We start from the raw sequence: 17,025 nt of genomic DNA on the forward strand, positions 1-17,025 counted from the left end.
CATTATGAAATTGGAGCCAACCATCAGGCTCCAATTGTCAATTTTGCCAGTCTAAAAGCTTGAATTTAGTTAACGAAGTCTGACAAATCCAGCTTTTGCAATTAATTCCTGACCTTGATCTGTGAGTAAGAGGTTAGCATAGGCTTCTCCCGCTTGCTGGTCACTTTCTCGATTTTGCTTAACAATCACAAATAAGCGTCGGGTGATAGGATATTCACCGCTTTGGAACACATCTGTATTAATTTGGTTACGTTGTTGCGGACATTTTTCTAAGGGAACATAAGGTTCTTTGTAAGGCACTACCTGGTTTTGAGTTTTCCGCCCCAGACCTAAAGGTTTTACACTACACTGTCCAATAATTTCTGGGGCTGAGGCGTAGTAAATGCCACCGGGATTTTTTGCTAATTCTTTTAAGGCTTGTGTGGTTGTTGGGATAAATTGCACATTAGTACCAAATTTTTCTCCCGTTAACACGTTATCTTCAAAAAACTCGATTGTGCCGCTATCTTCTAAGCGACGAGAGTACGGTGTTATAGGTAATTTTGGGCCGCCTAACTGTTCCCAGTTAGTTATTTTGCCTGTATAAATGTCTTTAAGCTGGGTAACAGTTAATCCCGAAATTTTCAGACTGGGGTTAACTGCGATCGCAATTCCATCAATTGCCACTGGAATTGCTTTCAGTGTAAATCCCAATTGTTTTGCTTGTTCGTTTTCTTCTGGTTTAATAGCTCTAGAAGACTGAGAAAAAGCTAGCTGATTATCTAGCAGCATCTTAATTCCAGTACTAGAACCAGGCGTGTCCTTAATAGGATTAGTGTAACGTAGTTGAAATCTAGGCCAAACAATTTGTATTGCTGAATCAACTTCATTCCGGATGGGAGCCCAAGTGGTACTACCGCCATAACTAAATAATCCTGAAGGGATGTTTGCCACTTGCGAAAAGTTATCAGTATTTGGTCTTTCTACACGCTCCCTCGTCAAAGGATCACCTTTGAGGCGATACTTGTTAAAAAACCACCACAACAAACCACCGGCTAGCCCTATGGTAATGAAGAGCGTTAGAACCAAGACCTTAGTTTCATTAGTTCTATTTTGTTCTGACATAACTAGTTCGGTGTAAATATTTGTATTTGGGTTAAGGAGGCAGGAGAGAATAGAAATTGAGGCTAGTTCATCTTGATTTAGCTAGTTTGGTCTGATTGTGCCGACTTTCCTCAGTATTTATCTATGGTTTGCTATTAAAAGCAATTTCTCATTTTGTGGCTAACTAAAGGTTAAATATTGGTTAAGCTTTCATTTACCAGTATCCTTTGCAGGATTAAATCAAAAACATAACGAGTATGAAAAATAATTTAGCTTTAGTTAGAATACTAAGGATAAAAATTTATATATCAGACGAAATAGTGCTGTAAACGCAATAGCTATTAAGCTGGCTGTAACAGCTAAAAACACCAGTTGTAAAATACCTAGACCTGCCTGTAGAAACGGGAATAAAACAACTAACACTAATGTAATACTTGCAATCAATAATAATACTTTCTTGTCAATCCAGCGTTTAGTTTGGGCAAAAATCATGAAGCCTAAAATCCCCAATGTGATGATGAATGTGAGCGTTGGTGATGTAACTAAGCTCAAACTTGCGATCGCAATCAATGCACCTTCAAACCCGCTAAATGCTGCCCCTAGCAGTAAATCCCAGATAGAAAAATTAGAATATGCCTGTCTTAGCTGTGAGGGGGGTTGCGTGTATGGTGATGCTGTTGGAGGTATTAAGTTGCGAAAAAGTTCTAAAAGTACCTGATCGGCAGATTGAAAGCGTTGATTGACAGCAGGTAGAAGCATTCTTTCTAAAATGTCAGCTAAAGAAGGGTTAATATTCACCTGCGATCGCCATATCCACTGGTTGCTGAGAGGATCGATTAACTGGGTTGCTGGTTTACCTGTAAGCAAGGTAAGAACAGTTACAGCTAAAGCGTATAAATCTGTACAGGGAAATACGCGATTTCCATTTACTTGTTCGGGTGGGGCAAATCCCATTGAATAAATTCCCGTAGAGGAGTTAGTTCCACCTGATGCTGCATTTGTTACCTGTTTAACTGCACCAAAATCTAAGAGAAAGAGGTTACCATCCCGACGGCGCATGATATTAGATGGTTTAATGTCTCTATGAATAATGCCTTTGTCATGGACAAACTTGAGGATCTTGAGGATTTCTTGCAATACATATAAAGCTTCTAGTTCTGAAAACTTACCTTTTTGAGATAATTCTTCCTCAAGGTTCTGTCCATCAATATGTTCTTGTACCAAGTAAAAAAACTGGTCTTCGTGATTTAAATGGTTAAAGCTGGGAACTGTAACCGGGAAAAAAGCGTATAAGTCTGGTATTTGATCGTGTTGGCTGCCGATTTGTGCTAAAACTTCTGCTTCTCTCTCAAACAACTGTTGTGCTATCTGCAATTGATTATGACTGAGATTTCCGGCTGGTTGAAACTGCTTCACCACACATGAACGCATTCCCGGAATGCGGCGATCGCGTGCGAGAAAGGCGGCGGCGAATCCGCCTCGACCCAACAATTTGACGGGCAGATATCGTCCATCAAGTATTAAGGGCATTCCACAGGTAGCACAATATTTCTGCTGCGTTGTTGAGAGTGCTGTAACATCATCCAAGTCCGCAAAATAGTTTTTTGGACGCGGACAACGTGGACGAGTGCAATAAACTTCCATTTTAATTTTTAGTCATTAGTCATTAGTCATTAGTCATTAGTAAAACACCAAGGACAAAGGACAAAGGACTAATGACTATAGTATTAGCCTTCGTCAGAGGAGTTGGTTGCTGCTACATCTAATGTATTTATTACTAGCTTTTTTTGCGACAATTTTAACAGGTCTTGATTCCATCCTGGAGTAGCAAACTGCGGTAAAATTTCTTGACTAAATGCTTCTGCGGCTTTGGAACGATAACGATTAGGATTAAAAATCAGCCACAGCGTTCGTTTGACAATCACACCTTCAATGGGAGAGCAGTGTAGTACACCCATTTGTAATTCTTTGGCGATCGCCGATGTTGAGACAAAGGCAGCACCTAAACCTGATTGCACAGCATTTTTGATTGCTTCTATGGAATTTAATTCCATTTCAATTTTGAAGCGTCTGGTATCAATCTCGCAGCGTGCTAGCACTTGATCGATGACCTTGCGAATCGTTGACTGCGAATCTAACGCGATAAATTGTAATTTATATAGGTCTTCTTTTTGAATTGTTTCTAGTTTGGCAAAGGGATGAAAAACCGGGAGAATTAGTGCCAGTTCATCTTCAGCGTAAGGAATAATTTCCAAAGATTCTGCTAGTTCTCCGGGAATTTCCCCTCCAATAATTGCCAAATCTACTTGCCCATTAGCAACACTCCAAGCAGTCCGGCGAGTCGAGTGAACGTGCAGTTGCACTGCGACATCGGGATATTTTTGGCGAAACATCCCAATCATTCTGGGCAACAGATAAGTTCCGGTGGTTTGCGAAGCACCAACAATCAATGTCCCGCCTTGAAGATTTTGCAAGTCTTCTATGGCGCGACAGGTTTCTTGACACAAACTCAGGATTTTTTCACCGTAACTGAGAAGTAGATGCCCTGCTTCGGTTAGTTGTGCGCGACGGCCACCACGGTCGAACAGGGGAACATCCAGCTGCCGTTCCAGGTTCTGCACTTGCAAACTGACGGCAGGTTGGGAGACGTATAGACTATCAGCAGCGCGCTTGAAGCTCCCTTCTACAGCGATCGCTTTCAGGATACGTAACTGATCTAAAGTGAAAGGAAGGTCAGACATAAGGCTCAACCCACAAACAAGAAAGGAGCGGCTTTAGCAATAAATCTGGTTTCACCACTAGGACGTGAGAAATGATTTATTGCATCTTAAACTTGGAGACTGTCATCGAAAAAGTCAGTAAGACAACATCGTTAATCAAGTCCCCTGTTGAATACTTTGTGTTATTGGTTGTACTGGATTAATTTTTCTTTAAATAACTTCACCCATGTATACGATGCCGAATCCTTGGTTTACTTCCAGTCATTTTGTCATGTTGGGGTTACAATTTGTGTTTGCGATCGCCCACAGTGGTGGGGCTGCGTTACGTCCGTGGGCTGAGAAGCGCATCGGAGCAAGGCTTTATCGCATTTTGTTTGCATTAGTTAGTTTACCTTTAGCTGTAATCCTAATTGCTTACTTTTTTAATCACCGCTATGATGGCTGGCAAATTTGGCAAGTACAAGGGTTGCCTGGGGTGAAAGCGATAGTTTGGGTGTTGTCAGCTATTTCATTTTTGTTTTTGTATCCAGCCACCTTCAATCTACTAGAAATTGCTGCTATTCAAAAGCCCCAAGTACATTTGTACGAAACGGGAATTATACGGATTACTCGTCATCCCCAAATGGTAGGTCAAATTATGTGGTGTATAGCGCATACTCTTTGGTTAGGCACTAGCTTTACTTTAGTGACTTCCATTGGATTAGTTTTACATCACTTATTTGGAGTTTGGCATGGCGATCGCCGATTGTCTCAACGCTATGGAGAAGCTTTTGCAGAAGTTAAACAAAGAACTTCCATCATTCCCTTTAAAGCAATTATTGATGGTCGTCAATCTATCAAATGGCAGGAATTTATGCGTCCGGCTTATTTAGGAGTAGCAATTTTTGTGGCTCTGCTTTGGTGGTCTCATCCCCTGTTAATTATGGGAACTAGTAAGCTAGGATTGTAATTTTTATCGATCCCCACTATCAACAAAAAATCTAAGTAGTTGGAAATTTAAGCTTATCAATTGCTGCCGAATCAATGTAGGATCAAATCAATTAGTTTGTCAGCAGGAGTACACTCAGCCAGTTAAATATTTTTATAGTTGTAAATCGCTGGTCAAATGCCTTGGTTGGGGAGTTAATGGCACAGCATTTTCAACGCTTTCTATAGCAGCGACAATCAGGATTAAAAAAATAAAAAAGCCACCGTGATAGTCGCGCAGGCTTTTTTGTCAGAGTTAAAATCAAAACCCAATCGTGTAATAATCTTAATCCTGAACGCTTCTATAGGCACTCGCTGGGTTGCCAATTCTCCTTGCTGATAGCTAGTTTGATATTAAAACCCTATAATTTTCGAGGCATCATGGTGTTGTCGGTTAGTGAGCGGACATTTACTCAAGAAGTTTTAGAATCTCCAATACCTGTTTTAGTTAATTTTGAAGCGCCTTGGTGTGGCTTGTGCCGCATTATTCACCCTTTATTACTGCAATTTAAATCTCAGTGTGGGGATCAAATTAAATTAGTTGGAGTTAATGCTGACGAAAATTTTAAACTTTCTAATACTTATCGGCTAAAGTCACTACCCACGTTACTTTTAGTAGAAAACGGCATAGTCCGCCATCGCCTGGAAGGTTTTCGTGGTAGAGACGATTTACGAATGGCTTTAGAAGAAATCAAACTTACCTATACCAATCATTCAAAAATATACAGTCAAACGGCAGATTTAGAATGTCGTACTGCATAAAATAAGTCAATAGTCAAGGGTAAATAGTCCAAAGTAATTACACTTGACCATCGACTTTTGACTATGGACTTGCCGAAATAATTAACAAATCTAAAACCATGCTTAATTACCCTGCCCAATTACCCTTGGGTGGGGTATTTTATCCTCAAGGGTGTGTGTCACAATTATTAACAGTTCCGAACTGGACAGTTGCCTGCGGAGGACAGCCGCCGCAAAACTGTCCTAAGCTAGTCAAGAATTCTAAAAGTACGCGTCAGTGATGGAAGCAATCTATGAATATGCCTGGCTGATTCCGGTTTTGCCGCTTTTAGGGGCAATGCTGGTCGGTTTGGGATTAATTTCGATCAATCAGGTGACTAATCGCCTGCGGCAACTCAACGCTGTGTTGATTATCTCCTTGATGGGAGCAGCGATGGGCTTGTCGTTTGCCTTGCTGTGGAGCCAAATTCAAGGACACCCGACTTACCTGAGAACTTTGGAGTGGGCCGCAGCAGGGAATTTTCACCTACGTATGGGCTACACTATTGACCACCTGACAGCCCTGATGCTGGTAATTGTGACAACTGTAGCCTTTTTAGTCATGGTCTACACTGATGGCTACATGGCTCATGACCCTGGATATGTAAGGTTTTACGCCTATTTGAGCTTGTTTGGCTCCTCTATGTTGGGTCTGGTGGTCAGTCCCAATTTAGTGCAAGTTTATATATTCTGGGAACTGGTGGGTATGTGTTCCTACTTGCTGGTCGGCTTTTGGTACGATCGCAAGTCAGCAGCAGATGCTTGTCAAAAAGCGTTTGTGACCAACCGCGTCGGTGACTTTGGCTTGTTACTGGGCATTTTGGGGCTGTTCTGGGCAACAGGCAGCTTCGAGTTTGATATTATGGGCGATCGCCTCGCTCAACTAGTGCAAGCAGGTACAGTGAGCAATTTCCTTGCCATTCTGTTTGCAATTTTAGTCTTCTTAGGCCCCGTTGCGAAATCTGCACAATTTCCCCTCCATGTCTGGCTACCAGACGCGATGGAAGGCCCCACACCCATTTCTGCCTTAATTCACGCCGCAACAATGGTGGCAGCAGGTGTGTTTCTGGTTGCCCGGATGTACCCGGTTTTTGAACACGTCCCAGCAGCGATGAACGTGATTGCCTTTACAGGGGCATTTACAGCGTTTTTAGGGGCAACCATTGCGATTACGCAAAACGACATCAAAAAGGGCTTGGCATACTCCACCATCTCCCAATTAGGTTACATGGTGATGGCAATGGGAGTAGGCGCATACAGTGCTGGTTTATTTCACCTGATGACTCACGCTTATTTCAAAGCGATGCTGTTCTTGGGTTCTGGTTCTGTTATTCACGGGATGGAAGGAGTGGTGGGTCATGACCCTGCTTTAGCCCAAGATATGCGCTTAATGGGCAAACTACGGAAATATATGCCGATTACAGCCATTACCTTCTTGATTGGTTGTTTGGCCATTTCCGGTATGCCTCCTTTTGCTGGTTTCTGGTCAAAAGATGAAATTCTCGGCAAGGCATTTGAGGCGAATCCATTTTTGTGGATCATTGGCTGGCTAACTGCTGGGATTACAGCTTTCTATATGTTCAGAATGTATTTCATGACATTTGAAGGCAAATTCCGGGGTACTGATGAGAAAATCAAAGACAAGCTCAAAAAAGCAGCAAACATCATTCTGGAATTAGAAGCCGCAGAACCAGCCCCAAATTTTGGACCTGGGGCAATGAAACAAGGTGAACTAGCTGCGACAGGAGATCATCATGATTCTCATGGTCATCACAGCGATTCTCCCCATGAGTCACCTTGGACAATGACCTTGCCATTAGTAGTGCTGGCTGTGCCTTCGATTTTGATTGGGTTGCTGGGGACTCCCTTTGCCAACTACTTCGAGGAATTTATTTACTCACCTAACGAAACCCTCACCGAAGTTCTAGAAAAAGCCGCCGAGTTTGAACCGACGGAATTTTATATTATGGCGGGGGCTTCCGTGGGCATTTCCTTGATTGGGATTACCTTAGCTTCCTTGATGTATTTGCAAAGGAAAATTGACCCAGCTGCGATCGCTGCTAAAATCAAACCCTTGTACGAGCTATCTCTCAACAAGTGGTACTTTGATGACATTTACCATCGTGTCTTCGTCCTTGGCTTGCGTCGTGTAGCTAGACAAGTCATGGAAGTTGACTTCCGTGTTGTTGATGGTGCTGTCAACCTTACAGGATTTTTCACCCTGGTTAGCGGCGAAGGGCTGAAATATTTAGAAAATGGTCGCGTTCAATTCTATGCCTTAATTGTGTTTGGTGCAGTTTTAGGCTTGGTGATCGTTTTTGGTATCACCTGATTCTTATAGGGGTGGGCGACTGTCCGCCCTTAATTTTTTTAGTTTTGAGAGTCTAATTTAGACTCTTTTTTTTGACTAATCCCAGACATAGAGAAATTCAAGAGCAACTTGCAAAACATATTATTAAAATGCTTAATGATGAAGCAGGCTAACACTGCATTAGTGTTAACTGTTTAGGTTGTATGATGTTTACTTCTAGTAAAATAAGAACTACTTTATTAGAGAATAACTATGACTCTTTAACAGCTTGAAGCCGAAGTTCTGGCACTTCCAAAAGATGCTCAAGTTATTTTATTGGCACGATTACTTGAAAGATTGGGTCAAGAAAGTGAAATAGATCAAGACATCGCAGCTAGTTGGGCTGAAGAGGCTCAGAAGCGTGATGAAGCTATGAACACCAATCAAATTACTGGTATTCCTGCTGAAGAAGTGTTTCGACGAGTTCGCGCATCTTTACGCTGTTGCTAAAGTTCTATAGGGACGAGTACATCTGTTGTTTCACTGCCTAGATTAGTAACATAACGAATCTGACTGTCAATTTGTTCTATGGTCATGGACTTATATCTCCTGTCACGAAACAGCATTGTGTATTGTTTGCGACTTGAGTTAGGCTAGGCGATCGCACCTCTATAATTCTAGTTCAGTGGCTATTTTAGGGTAAATTTTTGGCTTAACGAGGGGTATTGTAACCGTTACTCAGTAGCCCTGAAAATCAAAATATACTGCCCAGTGAAAAAATAGAGATAGGCAATTTAATTAAATCAACCTAACAAGGAATGCCAAATCCTCAAAAAGCTGCTAATTAATAGCTAGGGCTTCCTTGATAAACATGGTTTTGATTTCAGATAAATTGTGATGAATACAGCTAATTTTCCGTGGCTGACAACGATTATCCTCTTGCCGATTGCGGCAGCACTTCTGATTCCGATCATCCCGGATAAAGACGGTAAAACAGTGCGCTGGTATTCCCTGATTGTGGGGTTGATAGACTTTGCACTGATTGTCTATGCCTTTTATACCGGGTATGACTTCTCCAATCCAGATTTGCAGCTGTTTGAAAGTTATGCTTGGGTTCCACAACTAGATTTGAAGTGGTCAGTAGGGGCGGATGGTTTATCTATGCCCCTAATTATTTTGACTGGGTTTATTACCACCCTGGCGACTTTGGCAGCGTGGCCTGTAACCCTCAAACCCAGGCTATTTTACTTTTTGCTGCTGGCGATGTATGGCGGTCAGATTGCCGTCTTCGCTGTGCAGGATATGCTGCTGTTTTTCTTAGTGTGGGAACTGGAATTGATTCCGGTTTACCTACTGCTGGCGATTTGGGGCGGTAAAAAGCGGCAATACGCAGCGACAAAGTTTATTTTGTACACCGCAGGCGGTTCGCTGTTTATTTTGGTTGGCGCGTTGACGATGGCCTTTTATGGCGATACAGTCACCTTTGATATGCACTCGCTTGCTCTCAAAGATTACGCCCTCAATTTCCAACTGTTACTCTATGGCGGCTTTTTGATTGCCTACGCCGTCAAATTACCCATCATTCCCTTACATACCTGGCTACCTGATGCCCACGGTGAAGCGACAGCACCCGTGCATATGTTACTGGCAGGTATTCTCTTGAAAATGGGCGGTTATGCCTTGATTCGGATGAATGCCCAAATGTTGCCAGATGCCCATGCTTATTTTGCACCTGTGCTGGTAATTTTAGGGGTAGTTAACATCATCTACGCCGCCTTGACATCCTTTGCCCAGCGCAACCTCAAGCGAAAAATTGCCTACTCCTCAATTTCGCACATGGGCTTTGTGACCATCGGTATCGCCTCCTTCACTGATTTGGGCTTGAGTGGCGCAGTTTTACAAATGGTGTCGCACGGCTTAATTGGGGCGAGTTTGTTCTTCCTTGTCGGTGCAACTTACGATCGCACACACACCCTGATGTTGGATGAAATGGGTGGTGTTGGTAAGCGAATGCAGAAAATTTTCGCTATGTTTACAACTTGTTCAATGGCTTCTTTAGCATTGCCAGGAATGAGTGGTTTCGTAGCAGAATTGATGATATTTGTTGGCTTTGCCACTAGCGATGCTTATAGCTCTACCTTTAAAGTCATCGTAGTATTTTTGATGGCAGTTGGTGTAATTTTAACGCCAATTTATTTGCTATCAATGTTGCGGGAAATCTTCTACGGTAAAGAAAATGAAGAGTTAGTTTCTCACCAGAAACTGATCGATGCTGAACCCCGCGAAGTCTTTATCATTGCTTGTTTGCTAGTGCCAATTATTGGTATTGGTTTCTATCCCAAATTGCTGACTCAAATTTACGACGCTACAACCGTACAGATGACAGCAAGATTGCGCGATTCTGTACCAACCCTGGCACAGAAAAAAGAAGAAGCACCACAGCTTTCATTGAATGCGCCAACAATTGGTAATTAGTCAGCAATTGATAAATACAATTCAGATTTTTGCAGGGCGGGTTTTATACTCGCCTTTTTTGTTGGAATTTGAAGCGATCGCCCAACCTAATTCCCACATTAAATTGTCATAATACTCTTATCTTGTCCTACAGCTAAAAAATTCTTGATCTTGATAAACAATTTATATACTAAATTGACTATATGACAATTGACAAAATTCTCTAAACTAAATTTAATTGTTATCTAGATTTTATCTAAAATCAGAGTATTAATTTAGATATTAAAACTTAGTAATATCTACACACATCAAAATTACTTTATTTTCTAAGATATTTCTAGACTTTGCATCTACCAACACCACTCATGTTAAACTACAACCCGTTACACTGTTTGCCATCTTCCGAAGAGCTACCAGACTCAGAGGATATACCTGTGGATAATGAACTACAAGATTTAATTCCCAGCTTGCTGAAAGCGACACTGGCTTTTACATGGTCAGAGCGTTGGGATTGGTTTTTTGGGGTTAAAATGGGTATCTATTACGATCCTAAAAAACCTGCGATCGCTCCTGATGGTTTTCTAAGCGTAGGAGTTAAGCGATTTATTGATGGCGATTTACGCCTCAGTTATGTCATGTGGGAAGAAAAGCAGCCACCAGTATTAGCACTAGAGGTGGTTTCTCAAATTAGTCATGGGGAGTACAGTACTAAAAAAGAATTTTACGCTAAAGAATTAGGAGTTTTGTACTACGTTATTTACAAACCTCTGCGAAGAAAAAAGCCACCTCTTGAGGTGTATCAATTAGTAGATGGAGAATATTCCTTGATGTCAGGTAATCCTATTTGGTTACCAGAAATTGGTTTAGGAATTGGACGAGAACGGGGAATTTATCAAGGTATTGCGAGAGAATGGTTGTACTGGTATAACGAGCCAGGACAAAGGTTGCTTACGCCAGAAGAACGTGTTCAGGAAATGCAAGAACATTTAAATTTTGAGCGACAGCTACGTATACAAACAGAACAAAAAATGCAACTACTTGCAGAACAGTTAAAAGCTTTAGGTGTAGAACCTGAAAGTTTAATTTGAAGTGGCTCATTTACAGCGTTTTTCGGTTAAGTACAAGTAGATAGGGGCTAGAGGAATGTGCCTCATTGGCATGAAAACTGCTGTACTATACTTAAAAAAAAGCTAGTTTGCATACTCCTTTCCGGAAATAAGCTAGATTATCTTTTCATTGGGCTGTGATTAAATCTCACGTAAACTACAAGCGACTCTCCCAAGCAGAGTTGTTGAGGAGAGCCGCTTGCAATATTTTTATGTAAAGTTGTTAATTAACTTACCTGCTAGGGAATTATATATGTAAATACACTAGTTGTCGGCGACTCAATCTGTAATTATTGTTGCCACATCAATTTATTTACATAAATATTCTCACACAATATGGATGTTAAATTAGGGTTCGGCTCTATTCCAAAGCCTCAGTATATCTTTGTTAGTAAAGAGAATGATCACTGTTGGTATATGCTCTCAGATGATGGAAAACAAATACCAATTTATGACAGAGCATTCACTGGAATTATTACAGACATAGAAGTTAATAAAATAGTGGAAACTTCCCAAGGGGAAGCTAAAAAAACAGATTTACATATTTTGGCAGATAAGCCATATATTATTCGCTCAGGTAGTGACTCTTACTTCTCAAAAAGTTTGTTACTTTCGCTTGATACCTTGAGTTATGTACAATTGCTTGAGCCTCTAACTATCGCTGTTAGTCCGGGAGAGAAAAAAATTGTATTTTGTACTATTTATCATCCCGTAACTTACCGTTCTGTTGGTGTTAGCTGGGATGGGCATAAGGAAATAGACTGGCAAGCATTAGGACAAAAAGTGAGCTTGAAAATTAATGGTACTAAAACTGTAAATTCACAGCCAGTAGAAATGCAAACTAATACAATTGCATCAGAAATTCGTGCTGCTTTTATTGCTCAAAGTGACACATATTTAGCACAATTAAAGTGGACTCCACAGCAGGGAAGAGAATATTTAAGGCAGAAATATGGCAAGCGATCGCGTCACCATCTTTCTGAAAAAGAACTTCTAGATTTTATTGATTATCTCAAGTTACAACTTAGCCAAAACTATTAAAATTAACAAAGCAAATTTTTACTTATCTGCTACAGCACTTCCCGGTGTTATGAGGTACAATAACAGCAATTAGTAAACCAGTTTTTTAAATGTTGAGGATTCATTAAGTTGAGTGCAACTGAGATGACTTTATCAACCATTGCTTTCATAAAAAGATAATATTTTTATTCTTACTAACTGTACCCCATAACAGCAGGAAGTGCTGTATCATCAGCAAATTTTCATCCAAAACCAACTCTGAGAGCGATCGCATATCTATTAGGATGAAATGTTATGGCTCAAATTACTTTTCATTAAAGCAAATTATCCATAAGTTCAAAGGCTGATTTATATCGCTCAAACGCCTATTCAATACGGTGTTGTTCTTGCGTTATTTCGTGCAATTAGAATTCGTCTAAGCGAAATCTTATCAATTTAGGTTGCAAATGTGAGCGATTTCGGCTATTGAGGACTGAGAGTTATAGTAATAGATTTAGTGGTATAGGTTCCTGAGGCTGGAGTTTTTTCTACTAATTTCTCTAACTCTAAGCTGTTGCTTCCTGGATGTAAAGTTGTACTGGTATCGCTAGTATGACTATCAACAACAAGATTAGATTCTTCTATTAGCTGAGATTGGGTAATATTTATGTTTGTATTGGTACTACTTTCAATTACGATTTGAGCAGGAATTACTGTATTTAAATTGCTCTTACTATTGTTGAAGCTACTAGATATTTGTGCAGTAGAGCTTTCAAATATGGCAGTGCTAATAGAGGCATGATCTGGCACAACTGCACTAAACGAAACATCAACACTTTCAGCTATTGCTGCTTGAGAAAAAGTAATTGCGTTTGCTAGTATCAAGCTTGAAGTTAATGCCAGACGATAAATCATGAGTAGTTAATAATTATATGTTTTGTGCAGAAATCTAAAAAAACAAGAGGTAAGCACACTCTTTGTTGTTTCGAGGAAGTTTCTATTACTTGGAGAATAGCATACCCTCAGCCATGTTCTTGATAGAACTGACTATCTCAACACAAAATTAATTAACTTTTATGTAAAAACAACTTTTTATAAAGTGATAATTTATTAGTTACAAAAACTTTAGTAAAGCTTCAAGTCTATAAAGTTAAAGTAAATAATCTTTTCTATACTTGTTAGTAAAGCACCAGTTTTGAAGCAAAGATGAATGCGAAGAGAACTTTTATAAATTATTTGCTATTGCAGATGAAGCGTAGAAGCACATAAGCAGAACTCTCCAGCCTGTTGCTGTGTGATATTATAAGCTTAATACTAGTGACACCTGAAAAATCAACTGTAACTATATCATCAGGATTAAATGTCACTAAACTATCTCCTCACTATCATCAAAGAAAGAAGCGGTATTTTGTAAGGAGAAGGCTACTAAATCTAGCTTATCTTCTTCATTCCAAGTATCACTTTCATCAATAATCGATATATTTTGCTGAATTAGCTCATTTAAAATTAGGTTGGTTAAACGTAGCCTTTCAGTTGGCGGCAAGTTAAGAACAACTTGACTGTAGATTTCTTGGGCAGTATTAGACATAATCAAATCTCCTGCACCTATTTTAAACACAATTTAGATGAGCGACTTGATGCAATTGCCGCCGGGATAAATCGCGATCGCAATTACATAACAAATGCAGCAATAGATGCTTATCTAGAGACATATCAGTGGCAAATCGAAGAAACTCAATCAGGAATTGCTGAAGCTGACGCAGAAGATTTTGCTAATGATGAGGAAGTAAAAGCGATTTTTGTAAAGCACATCAAAGCCAACTAATTTATCTGCGGTTAATTTATCCCTCAAAAATCCTCATCATCAACGAAAAACTCGGCATCATCTTCAAACCGATTATTTTTCCCAGAATCAGCCAATCCCCAAAGAGGTTGCAGCACAGCTATACCAATTACTCCAATCGCTGCACTAAAAGCTAGCACTAAACCTACTGGTATTTGAATTGATTGAAAACTCAAAAATCTTAACGATACTGGTGTGGCATTTTGGACTGAGATAATTGCGATCGCTACTATCCAAACAGCCACAATCACAGATATTAACAAATTACCAATAGTCTTCATCAGAAAACGCTACCACTGATTAATGCAGATGAACGCGCATATTGATTTACGTTCATCTGCGGTTTAAACTCTTATCCTAACTTAGCAATTTCGCTCTCCATTTCTTGAGCGATTTGGGAGAGTTTTTCGGGGGTGTTGGTTTCCATATAAACGCGTACCAGTGGTTCTGTACCAGAAGGACGCAACAGTACCCAGCTACCTTCTTCTAAGTAAAGCTTAATACCATCTTTCCGTCCGGCTTCTTTAACCTTTATACCAGCCACTTCTGAGGGTGGGTTTTTAGTATAGGAGTCGATGACAGCGTTTTTGTGAGCGTCAGTTAAGTGTAAATCAAGACGTTTGTTATACAAGGGGCCATCAGCTTCGGCGATCGCTTCTTTGACAAGTTGACTTAGGGGTTTGCCTTCGTAAGCGATCGCTTCTGCTACTAACATATCGGCTAAAATGCCATCTTTTTCGGGAATATGTCCAATTACACTTAAACCGCCTGATTCTTCACCGCCAATCAGGACGGTAGTTTCCCGCATTTTTTCACCGATGTATTTAAAACCTACTGCTGTTTCATAAATTGTTAGACCATATTTAGCTGCCAGATTATCCAGTAGGTGAGTTGTGGCTACAGTGCGGACGATTGCACCGCTTTTGCCTTTATTTTTGATTAAATGCCTTGCTAAGACTAAAAGCACTGTGTTAGGCGTGAGGACGTTGCCTTGCTCATCTACGATACCAAAGCGATCGCTATCACCATCTGTCGCCAAACCTAAATCAGCTTGGTCGCGACGCACAGCTTCAACTAACTCTTCTAGTTGTTCGCCTTTGGGTTCTGGCATTCCCCCACCAAATAGCACATCCCGCCAAGTGTGGAAGCTTTCTAATTGAGTACCACTGTGTTGCAAAACTTCATCTAAATAACCGCGAGATGTGGAATATAACGCATCATATTTAACTTTTAAATGGGCGCTTTTAATGCGTTCTACATCGAGCAATGTGTAGATAAATTGCAAATAAGCGGGTTTAGGATCAAAAATAGAAATTGACCCGCTAGGGTTGTTACTAGGCAGATCATCCGAGGCAGTTTCAATATTTGCCACAATAGTATCAGTGATTTCTGGAGTGGCAGGCCCGGCATAATCAGGGATATATTTAATTCCACAATATGGTGCAGGGTTATGGCTAGCTGTAAACATCAACGCCCCCGCCGAATTTAAGTGACGGGCGTTGTAGGCAATTACTGGTGTGGGGCAATCCCGATCGGTAATTTTGACCGTCCAACCCAAGTCTGCTAAGACTTGAGCAGCTGTACGGGCAAACTCATCAGCTAAAAACCGCGTATCGTAAGCAATTAGAACTGGTCTGTCTTTAGAGTAGGCTGTTTCGAGGTAACTTGCGATCGCTCTAGTTACTTTCCGCACATTGGGGAAAGTAAAGTCATCGGCTATAATTCCTCGCCAACCATCAGTCCCAAATTTTATTTTGCTGGAATTGCTACTCGCGCTCATTGTTGCCACGTTCTCCCGTCCATCTTCAGTACTCTATTAGGAAGCTTGCCGCAAAGCGTGCGTAGCTGCAACTATCAAAAGAAATTATGAGCAGTAAAAATTAATGCTCAACTTTCTCTCCACTGTATTTTTTCTCACTGCTTGTTAGCGATGTCAACCCCCGACAGCCCATTTGTCAGTTACCACCTTTGGTCTTTAATTGCCCCAGCGACAGGGCAAGAACGCTGGCATTGTCAGATGCGTCGTGGGTTTATCAAAGCGCGTCAACATGAGCCAAAAGTAAAAGAGCTATTAAACCAAGCTACGCCACCCCAACGGATTGGTATACTCGCCCAAAAAGGCGTTTATGAGTTTCATCATAATAGACATTTGTTAAACAAATCTGATGGGGTAGAAAAAGTTGCACAGTTATTAAAACTAAGTAATACCAGCTATCAAGTGCAACAGCGTGTTATTCAAATTTTGAAAAGATATCAAAATGCACCTTTATTAAGGGGAAAAAACATTCTGCAATTAACCCCTGGTGATGAAGGCTTTCCTAAACCGATTTTAATTGGTCAAGGCGATGCTGTTTTTCGCTTATATGCGGCTATGGACTGCATTTTTATTGATGGCGATCGCACTTTACATATTTTAGATTTCAAAACTGGGAAATCTGCATTTGACCAGAGGCAAGCTTTAGTTTATTTGCTGGCTGCTCGTTATCTTTATCCTGGCCGACAAGCAGTAGCATCATTTTATAATTTAGAACTAGGTAAAAAATCTGATTTAATTAAAATTACGAATCACGAATTTGAAAATTTAAAATATGAGTTAGCCAATATTGCTCACAAACATCAAGATGATTTGCAAAAATATCATCAACGGAATAGTGATTTTAGTAAAATTTTTCCACCAAACCCTGGCTATCACTGTCGATTTTGTCCATTTAATTCTATTTGTGAATTTGCTAACTTGACTACTTCTCCTCACCCAGTATTACCAGTGTAAAGGCAGCAGTAAAT

The 17,025-nt window shown here is 40.5% G+C and carries 17 protein-coding genes; 10 read left to right on the forward strand and 7 right to left on the reverse strand.

All coding sequences use genetic code 11. The features are described from left to right. Positions 1 to 69: 69 nt before the first annotated feature. The 3 genes from H6G76_RS08885 to H6G76_RS08895 form a co-directional block, all read right to left on the reverse strand. Positions 70 to 1,104, reverse strand: coding sequence for a PstS family phosphate ABC transporter substrate-binding protein (locus H6G76_RS08885; RefSeq protein ID WP_190698573.1), 1,035 nt, complete (start codon positions 1,102 to 1,104; stop codon positions 70 to 72). Between the two features lie 258 nt (positions 1,105 to 1,362). Next, a complete protein-coding gene (locus H6G76_RS08890) occupies positions 1,363 to 2,727 on the reverse strand; it encodes a protein kinase domain-containing protein (RefSeq protein WP_190698575.1) in 1,365 nt (454 codons plus the stop codon). A gap of 83 nt (positions 2,728 to 2,810) precedes the next feature. After that, positions 2,811 to 3,824: a LysR family transcriptional regulator gene (locus H6G76_RS08895; protein WP_190698578.1), complete on the reverse strand. Its 1,014-nt coding sequence runs from the start codon at positions 3,822 to 3,824 to the stop codon at positions 2,811 to 2,813. Positions 3,825 to 4,029: 205 nt separating this feature from the next. On the opposite strand from H6G76_RS08895, the gene H6G76_RS08900 reads away from it, so the two are divergent. From H6G76_RS08900 to H6G76_RS08935, 8 genes are all read left to right on the forward strand, one after another. Further along, positions 4,030 to 4,752 carry an NnrU family protein gene (locus H6G76_RS08900; protein ID WP_397333658.1) on the forward strand — a complete coding sequence of 241 codons (723 nt, stop codon included), beginning with the start codon at positions 4,030 to 4,032 and terminating at the stop codon, positions 4,750 to 4,752. 398 nt (positions 4,753 to 5,150) lie between these two features. Further along, positions 5,151 to 5,531, forward strand: coding sequence for a co-chaperone YbbN (locus H6G76_RS08905; RefSeq protein WP_190698582.1), 381 nt, complete (start codon positions 5,151 to 5,153; stop codon positions 5,529 to 5,531). Positions 5,532 to 5,629: 98 nt separating this feature from the next. Continuing rightward, on the forward strand, positions 5,630 to 5,791 hold the full coding sequence (locus H6G76_RS08910) for a hypothetical protein (protein WP_190698585.1): 162 nt from the start codon (positions 5,630 to 5,632) through the stop codon (positions 5,789 to 5,791). Then, the gene (locus H6G76_RS08915; protein WP_190698588.1) at positions 5,791 to 7,881 is read left to right on the forward strand and encodes an NAD(P)H-quinone oxidoreductase subunit 5; all 2,091 of its coding nucleotides are present in this window, start codon (positions 5,791 to 5,793) and stop codon (positions 7,879 to 7,881) included. Before H6G76_RS08910 ends, H6G76_RS08915 begins: the two co-directional genes overlap by 1 nt. Positions 7,882 to 8,142: 261 nt before the next feature. Further along, a complete protein-coding gene (locus H6G76_RS08920; RefSeq protein ID WP_277883080.1) occupies positions 8,143 to 8,349 on the forward strand; it encodes an addiction module protein in 207 nt (68 codons plus the stop codon). A 387-nt stretch (positions 8,350 to 8,736) separates the two neighbouring features. Further along, positions 8,737 to 10,314, forward strand: a complete 1,578-nt coding sequence (gene ndhD1 / locus H6G76_RS08925) for a photosynthetic/respiratory NAD(P)H-quinone oxidoreductase subunit D1 (RefSeq protein ID WP_190698590.1) — start codon at positions 8,737 to 8,739, stop codon at positions 10,312 to 10,314. A 344-nt stretch (positions 10,315 to 10,658) separates the two neighbouring features. Continuing rightward, positions 10,659 to 11,381: a Uma2 family endonuclease gene (locus H6G76_RS08930; protein WP_190698593.1), complete on the forward strand. Its 723-nt coding sequence runs from the start codon at positions 10,659 to 10,661 to the stop codon at positions 11,379 to 11,381. A 354-nt stretch (positions 11,382 to 11,735) separates the two neighbouring features. After that, positions 11,736 to 12,440: a hypothetical protein gene (locus tag H6G76_RS08935; RefSeq protein WP_190698596.1), complete on the forward strand. Its 705-nt coding sequence runs from the start codon at positions 11,736 to 11,738 to the stop codon at positions 12,438 to 12,440. A 441-nt stretch (positions 12,441 to 12,881) separates the two neighbouring features. Here H6G76_RS08935 and H6G76_RS08940 read toward each other — a convergent pair whose 3' ends face one another. Further along, on the reverse strand, positions 12,882 to 13,313 hold the full coding sequence (locus H6G76_RS08940; RefSeq protein WP_190698598.1) for a hypothetical protein: 432 nt from the start codon (positions 13,311 to 13,313) through the stop codon (positions 12,882 to 12,884). 451 nt (positions 13,314 to 13,764) lie between these two features. Then, complete coding sequence (locus H6G76_RS08945) at positions 13,765 to 13,986, reverse strand: hypothetical protein (RefSeq protein WP_190698600.1); 222 nt, start codon at positions 13,984 to 13,986, stop codon at positions 13,765 to 13,767. On the opposite strand from H6G76_RS08945, the gene H6G76_RS08950 reads away from it, so the two are divergent. Beyond that, the gene (locus tag H6G76_RS08950; protein WP_199337303.1) at positions 13,969 to 14,223 is read left to right on the forward strand and encodes a CopG family ribbon-helix-helix protein; all 255 of its coding nucleotides are present in this window, start codon (positions 13,969 to 13,971) and stop codon (positions 14,221 to 14,223) included. The genes H6G76_RS08945 and H6G76_RS08950 overlap by 18 nt on opposite strands. A 23-nt stretch (positions 14,224 to 14,246) precedes the next feature. Here H6G76_RS08950 and H6G76_RS08955 read toward each other — a convergent pair whose 3' ends face one another. Next, the gene (locus H6G76_RS08955; RefSeq protein ID WP_190698603.1) at positions 14,247 to 14,522 is read right to left on the reverse strand and encodes a LapA family protein; all 276 of its coding nucleotides are present in this window, start codon (positions 14,520 to 14,522) and stop codon (positions 14,247 to 14,249) included. A gap of 71 nt (positions 14,523 to 14,593) precedes the next feature. Further along, the gene (locus H6G76_RS08960) at positions 14,594 to 16,021 is read right to left on the reverse strand and encodes a phosphoglucomutase/phosphomannomutase family protein (protein ID WP_190698605.1); all 1,428 of its coding nucleotides are present in this window, start codon (positions 16,019 to 16,021) and stop codon (positions 14,594 to 14,596) included. Between the two features lie 150 nt (positions 16,022 to 16,171). Between H6G76_RS08960 and H6G76_RS08965 the strand changes: the two genes are divergently transcribed. Then, positions 16,172 to 17,011, forward strand: coding sequence for a PD-(D/E)XK nuclease family protein (locus tag H6G76_RS08965; protein ID WP_190698608.1), 840 nt, complete (start codon positions 16,172 to 16,174; stop codon positions 17,009 to 17,011). Positions 17,012 to 17,025: the final 14 nt, after the last annotated feature.

This window comes from Nostoc sp. FACHB-152 (genome assembly GCF_014697475.1).
GTDB lineage: Bacteria > Cyanobacteriota > Cyanobacteriia > Cyanobacteriales > Nostocaceae > Nostoc_B.

Coding starts and splice junctions, on each gene's coding strand:
- H6G76_RS08930 (WP_190698593.1), top strand. CDS start 10,659: ATGTTAAACTACAACCCGTTACACTGTTTGCCATCTTCCGAAGAGCTA.
- H6G76_RS08955 (WP_190698603.1), bottom strand. CDS start 14,522: ATGAAGACTATTGGTAATTTGTTAATATCTGTGATTGTGGCTGTTTGG.
- ndhD1 (WP_190698590.1), top strand. CDS start 8,737: ATGAATACAGCTAATTTTCCGTGGCTGACAACGATTATCCTCTTGCCG.
- H6G76_RS08890 (WP_190698575.1), bottom strand. CDS start 2,727: ATGGAAGTTTATTGCACTCGTCCACGTTGTCCGCGTCCAAAAAACTAT.
- H6G76_RS08910 (WP_190698585.1), top strand. CDS start 5,630: ATGCTTAATTACCCTGCCCAATTACCCTTGGGTGGGGTATTTTATCCT.
- H6G76_RS08905 (WP_190698582.1), top strand. CDS start 5,151: ATGGTGTTGTCGGTTAGTGAGCGGACATTTACTCAAGAAGTTTTAGAA.
- H6G76_RS08895 (WP_190698578.1), bottom strand. CDS start 3,824: ATGTCTGACCTTCCTTTCACTTTAGATCAGTTACGTATCCTGAAAGCG.
- H6G76_RS08915 (WP_190698588.1), top strand. CDS start 5,791: ATGGAAGCAATCTATGAATATGCCTGGCTGATTCCGGTTTTGCCGCTT.
- H6G76_RS08940 (WP_190698598.1), bottom strand. CDS start 13,313: ATGATTTATCGTCTGGCATTAACTTCAAGCTTGATACTAGCAAACGCA.
- H6G76_RS08900 (WP_397333658.1), top strand. CDS start 4,030: ATGTATACGATGCCGAATCCTTGGTTTACTTCCAGTCATTTTGTCATG.
- H6G76_RS08945 (WP_190698600.1), bottom strand. CDS start 13,986: ATGTCTAATACTGCCCAAGAAATCTACAGTCAAGTTGTTCTTAACTTG.
- H6G76_RS08935 (WP_190698596.1), top strand. CDS start 11,736: ATGGATGTTAAATTAGGGTTCGGCTCTATTCCAAAGCCTCAGTATATC.
- H6G76_RS08885 (WP_190698573.1), bottom strand. CDS start 1,104: ATGTCAGAACAAAATAGAACTAATGAAACTAAGGTCTTGGTTCTAACG.
- H6G76_RS08965 (WP_190698608.1), top strand. CDS start 16,172: ATGTCAACCCCCGACAGCCCATTTGTCAGTTACCACCTTTGGTCTTTA.
- H6G76_RS08960 (WP_190698605.1), bottom strand. CDS start 16,021: ATGAGCGCGAGTAGCAATTCCAGCAAAATAAAATTTGGGACTGATGGT.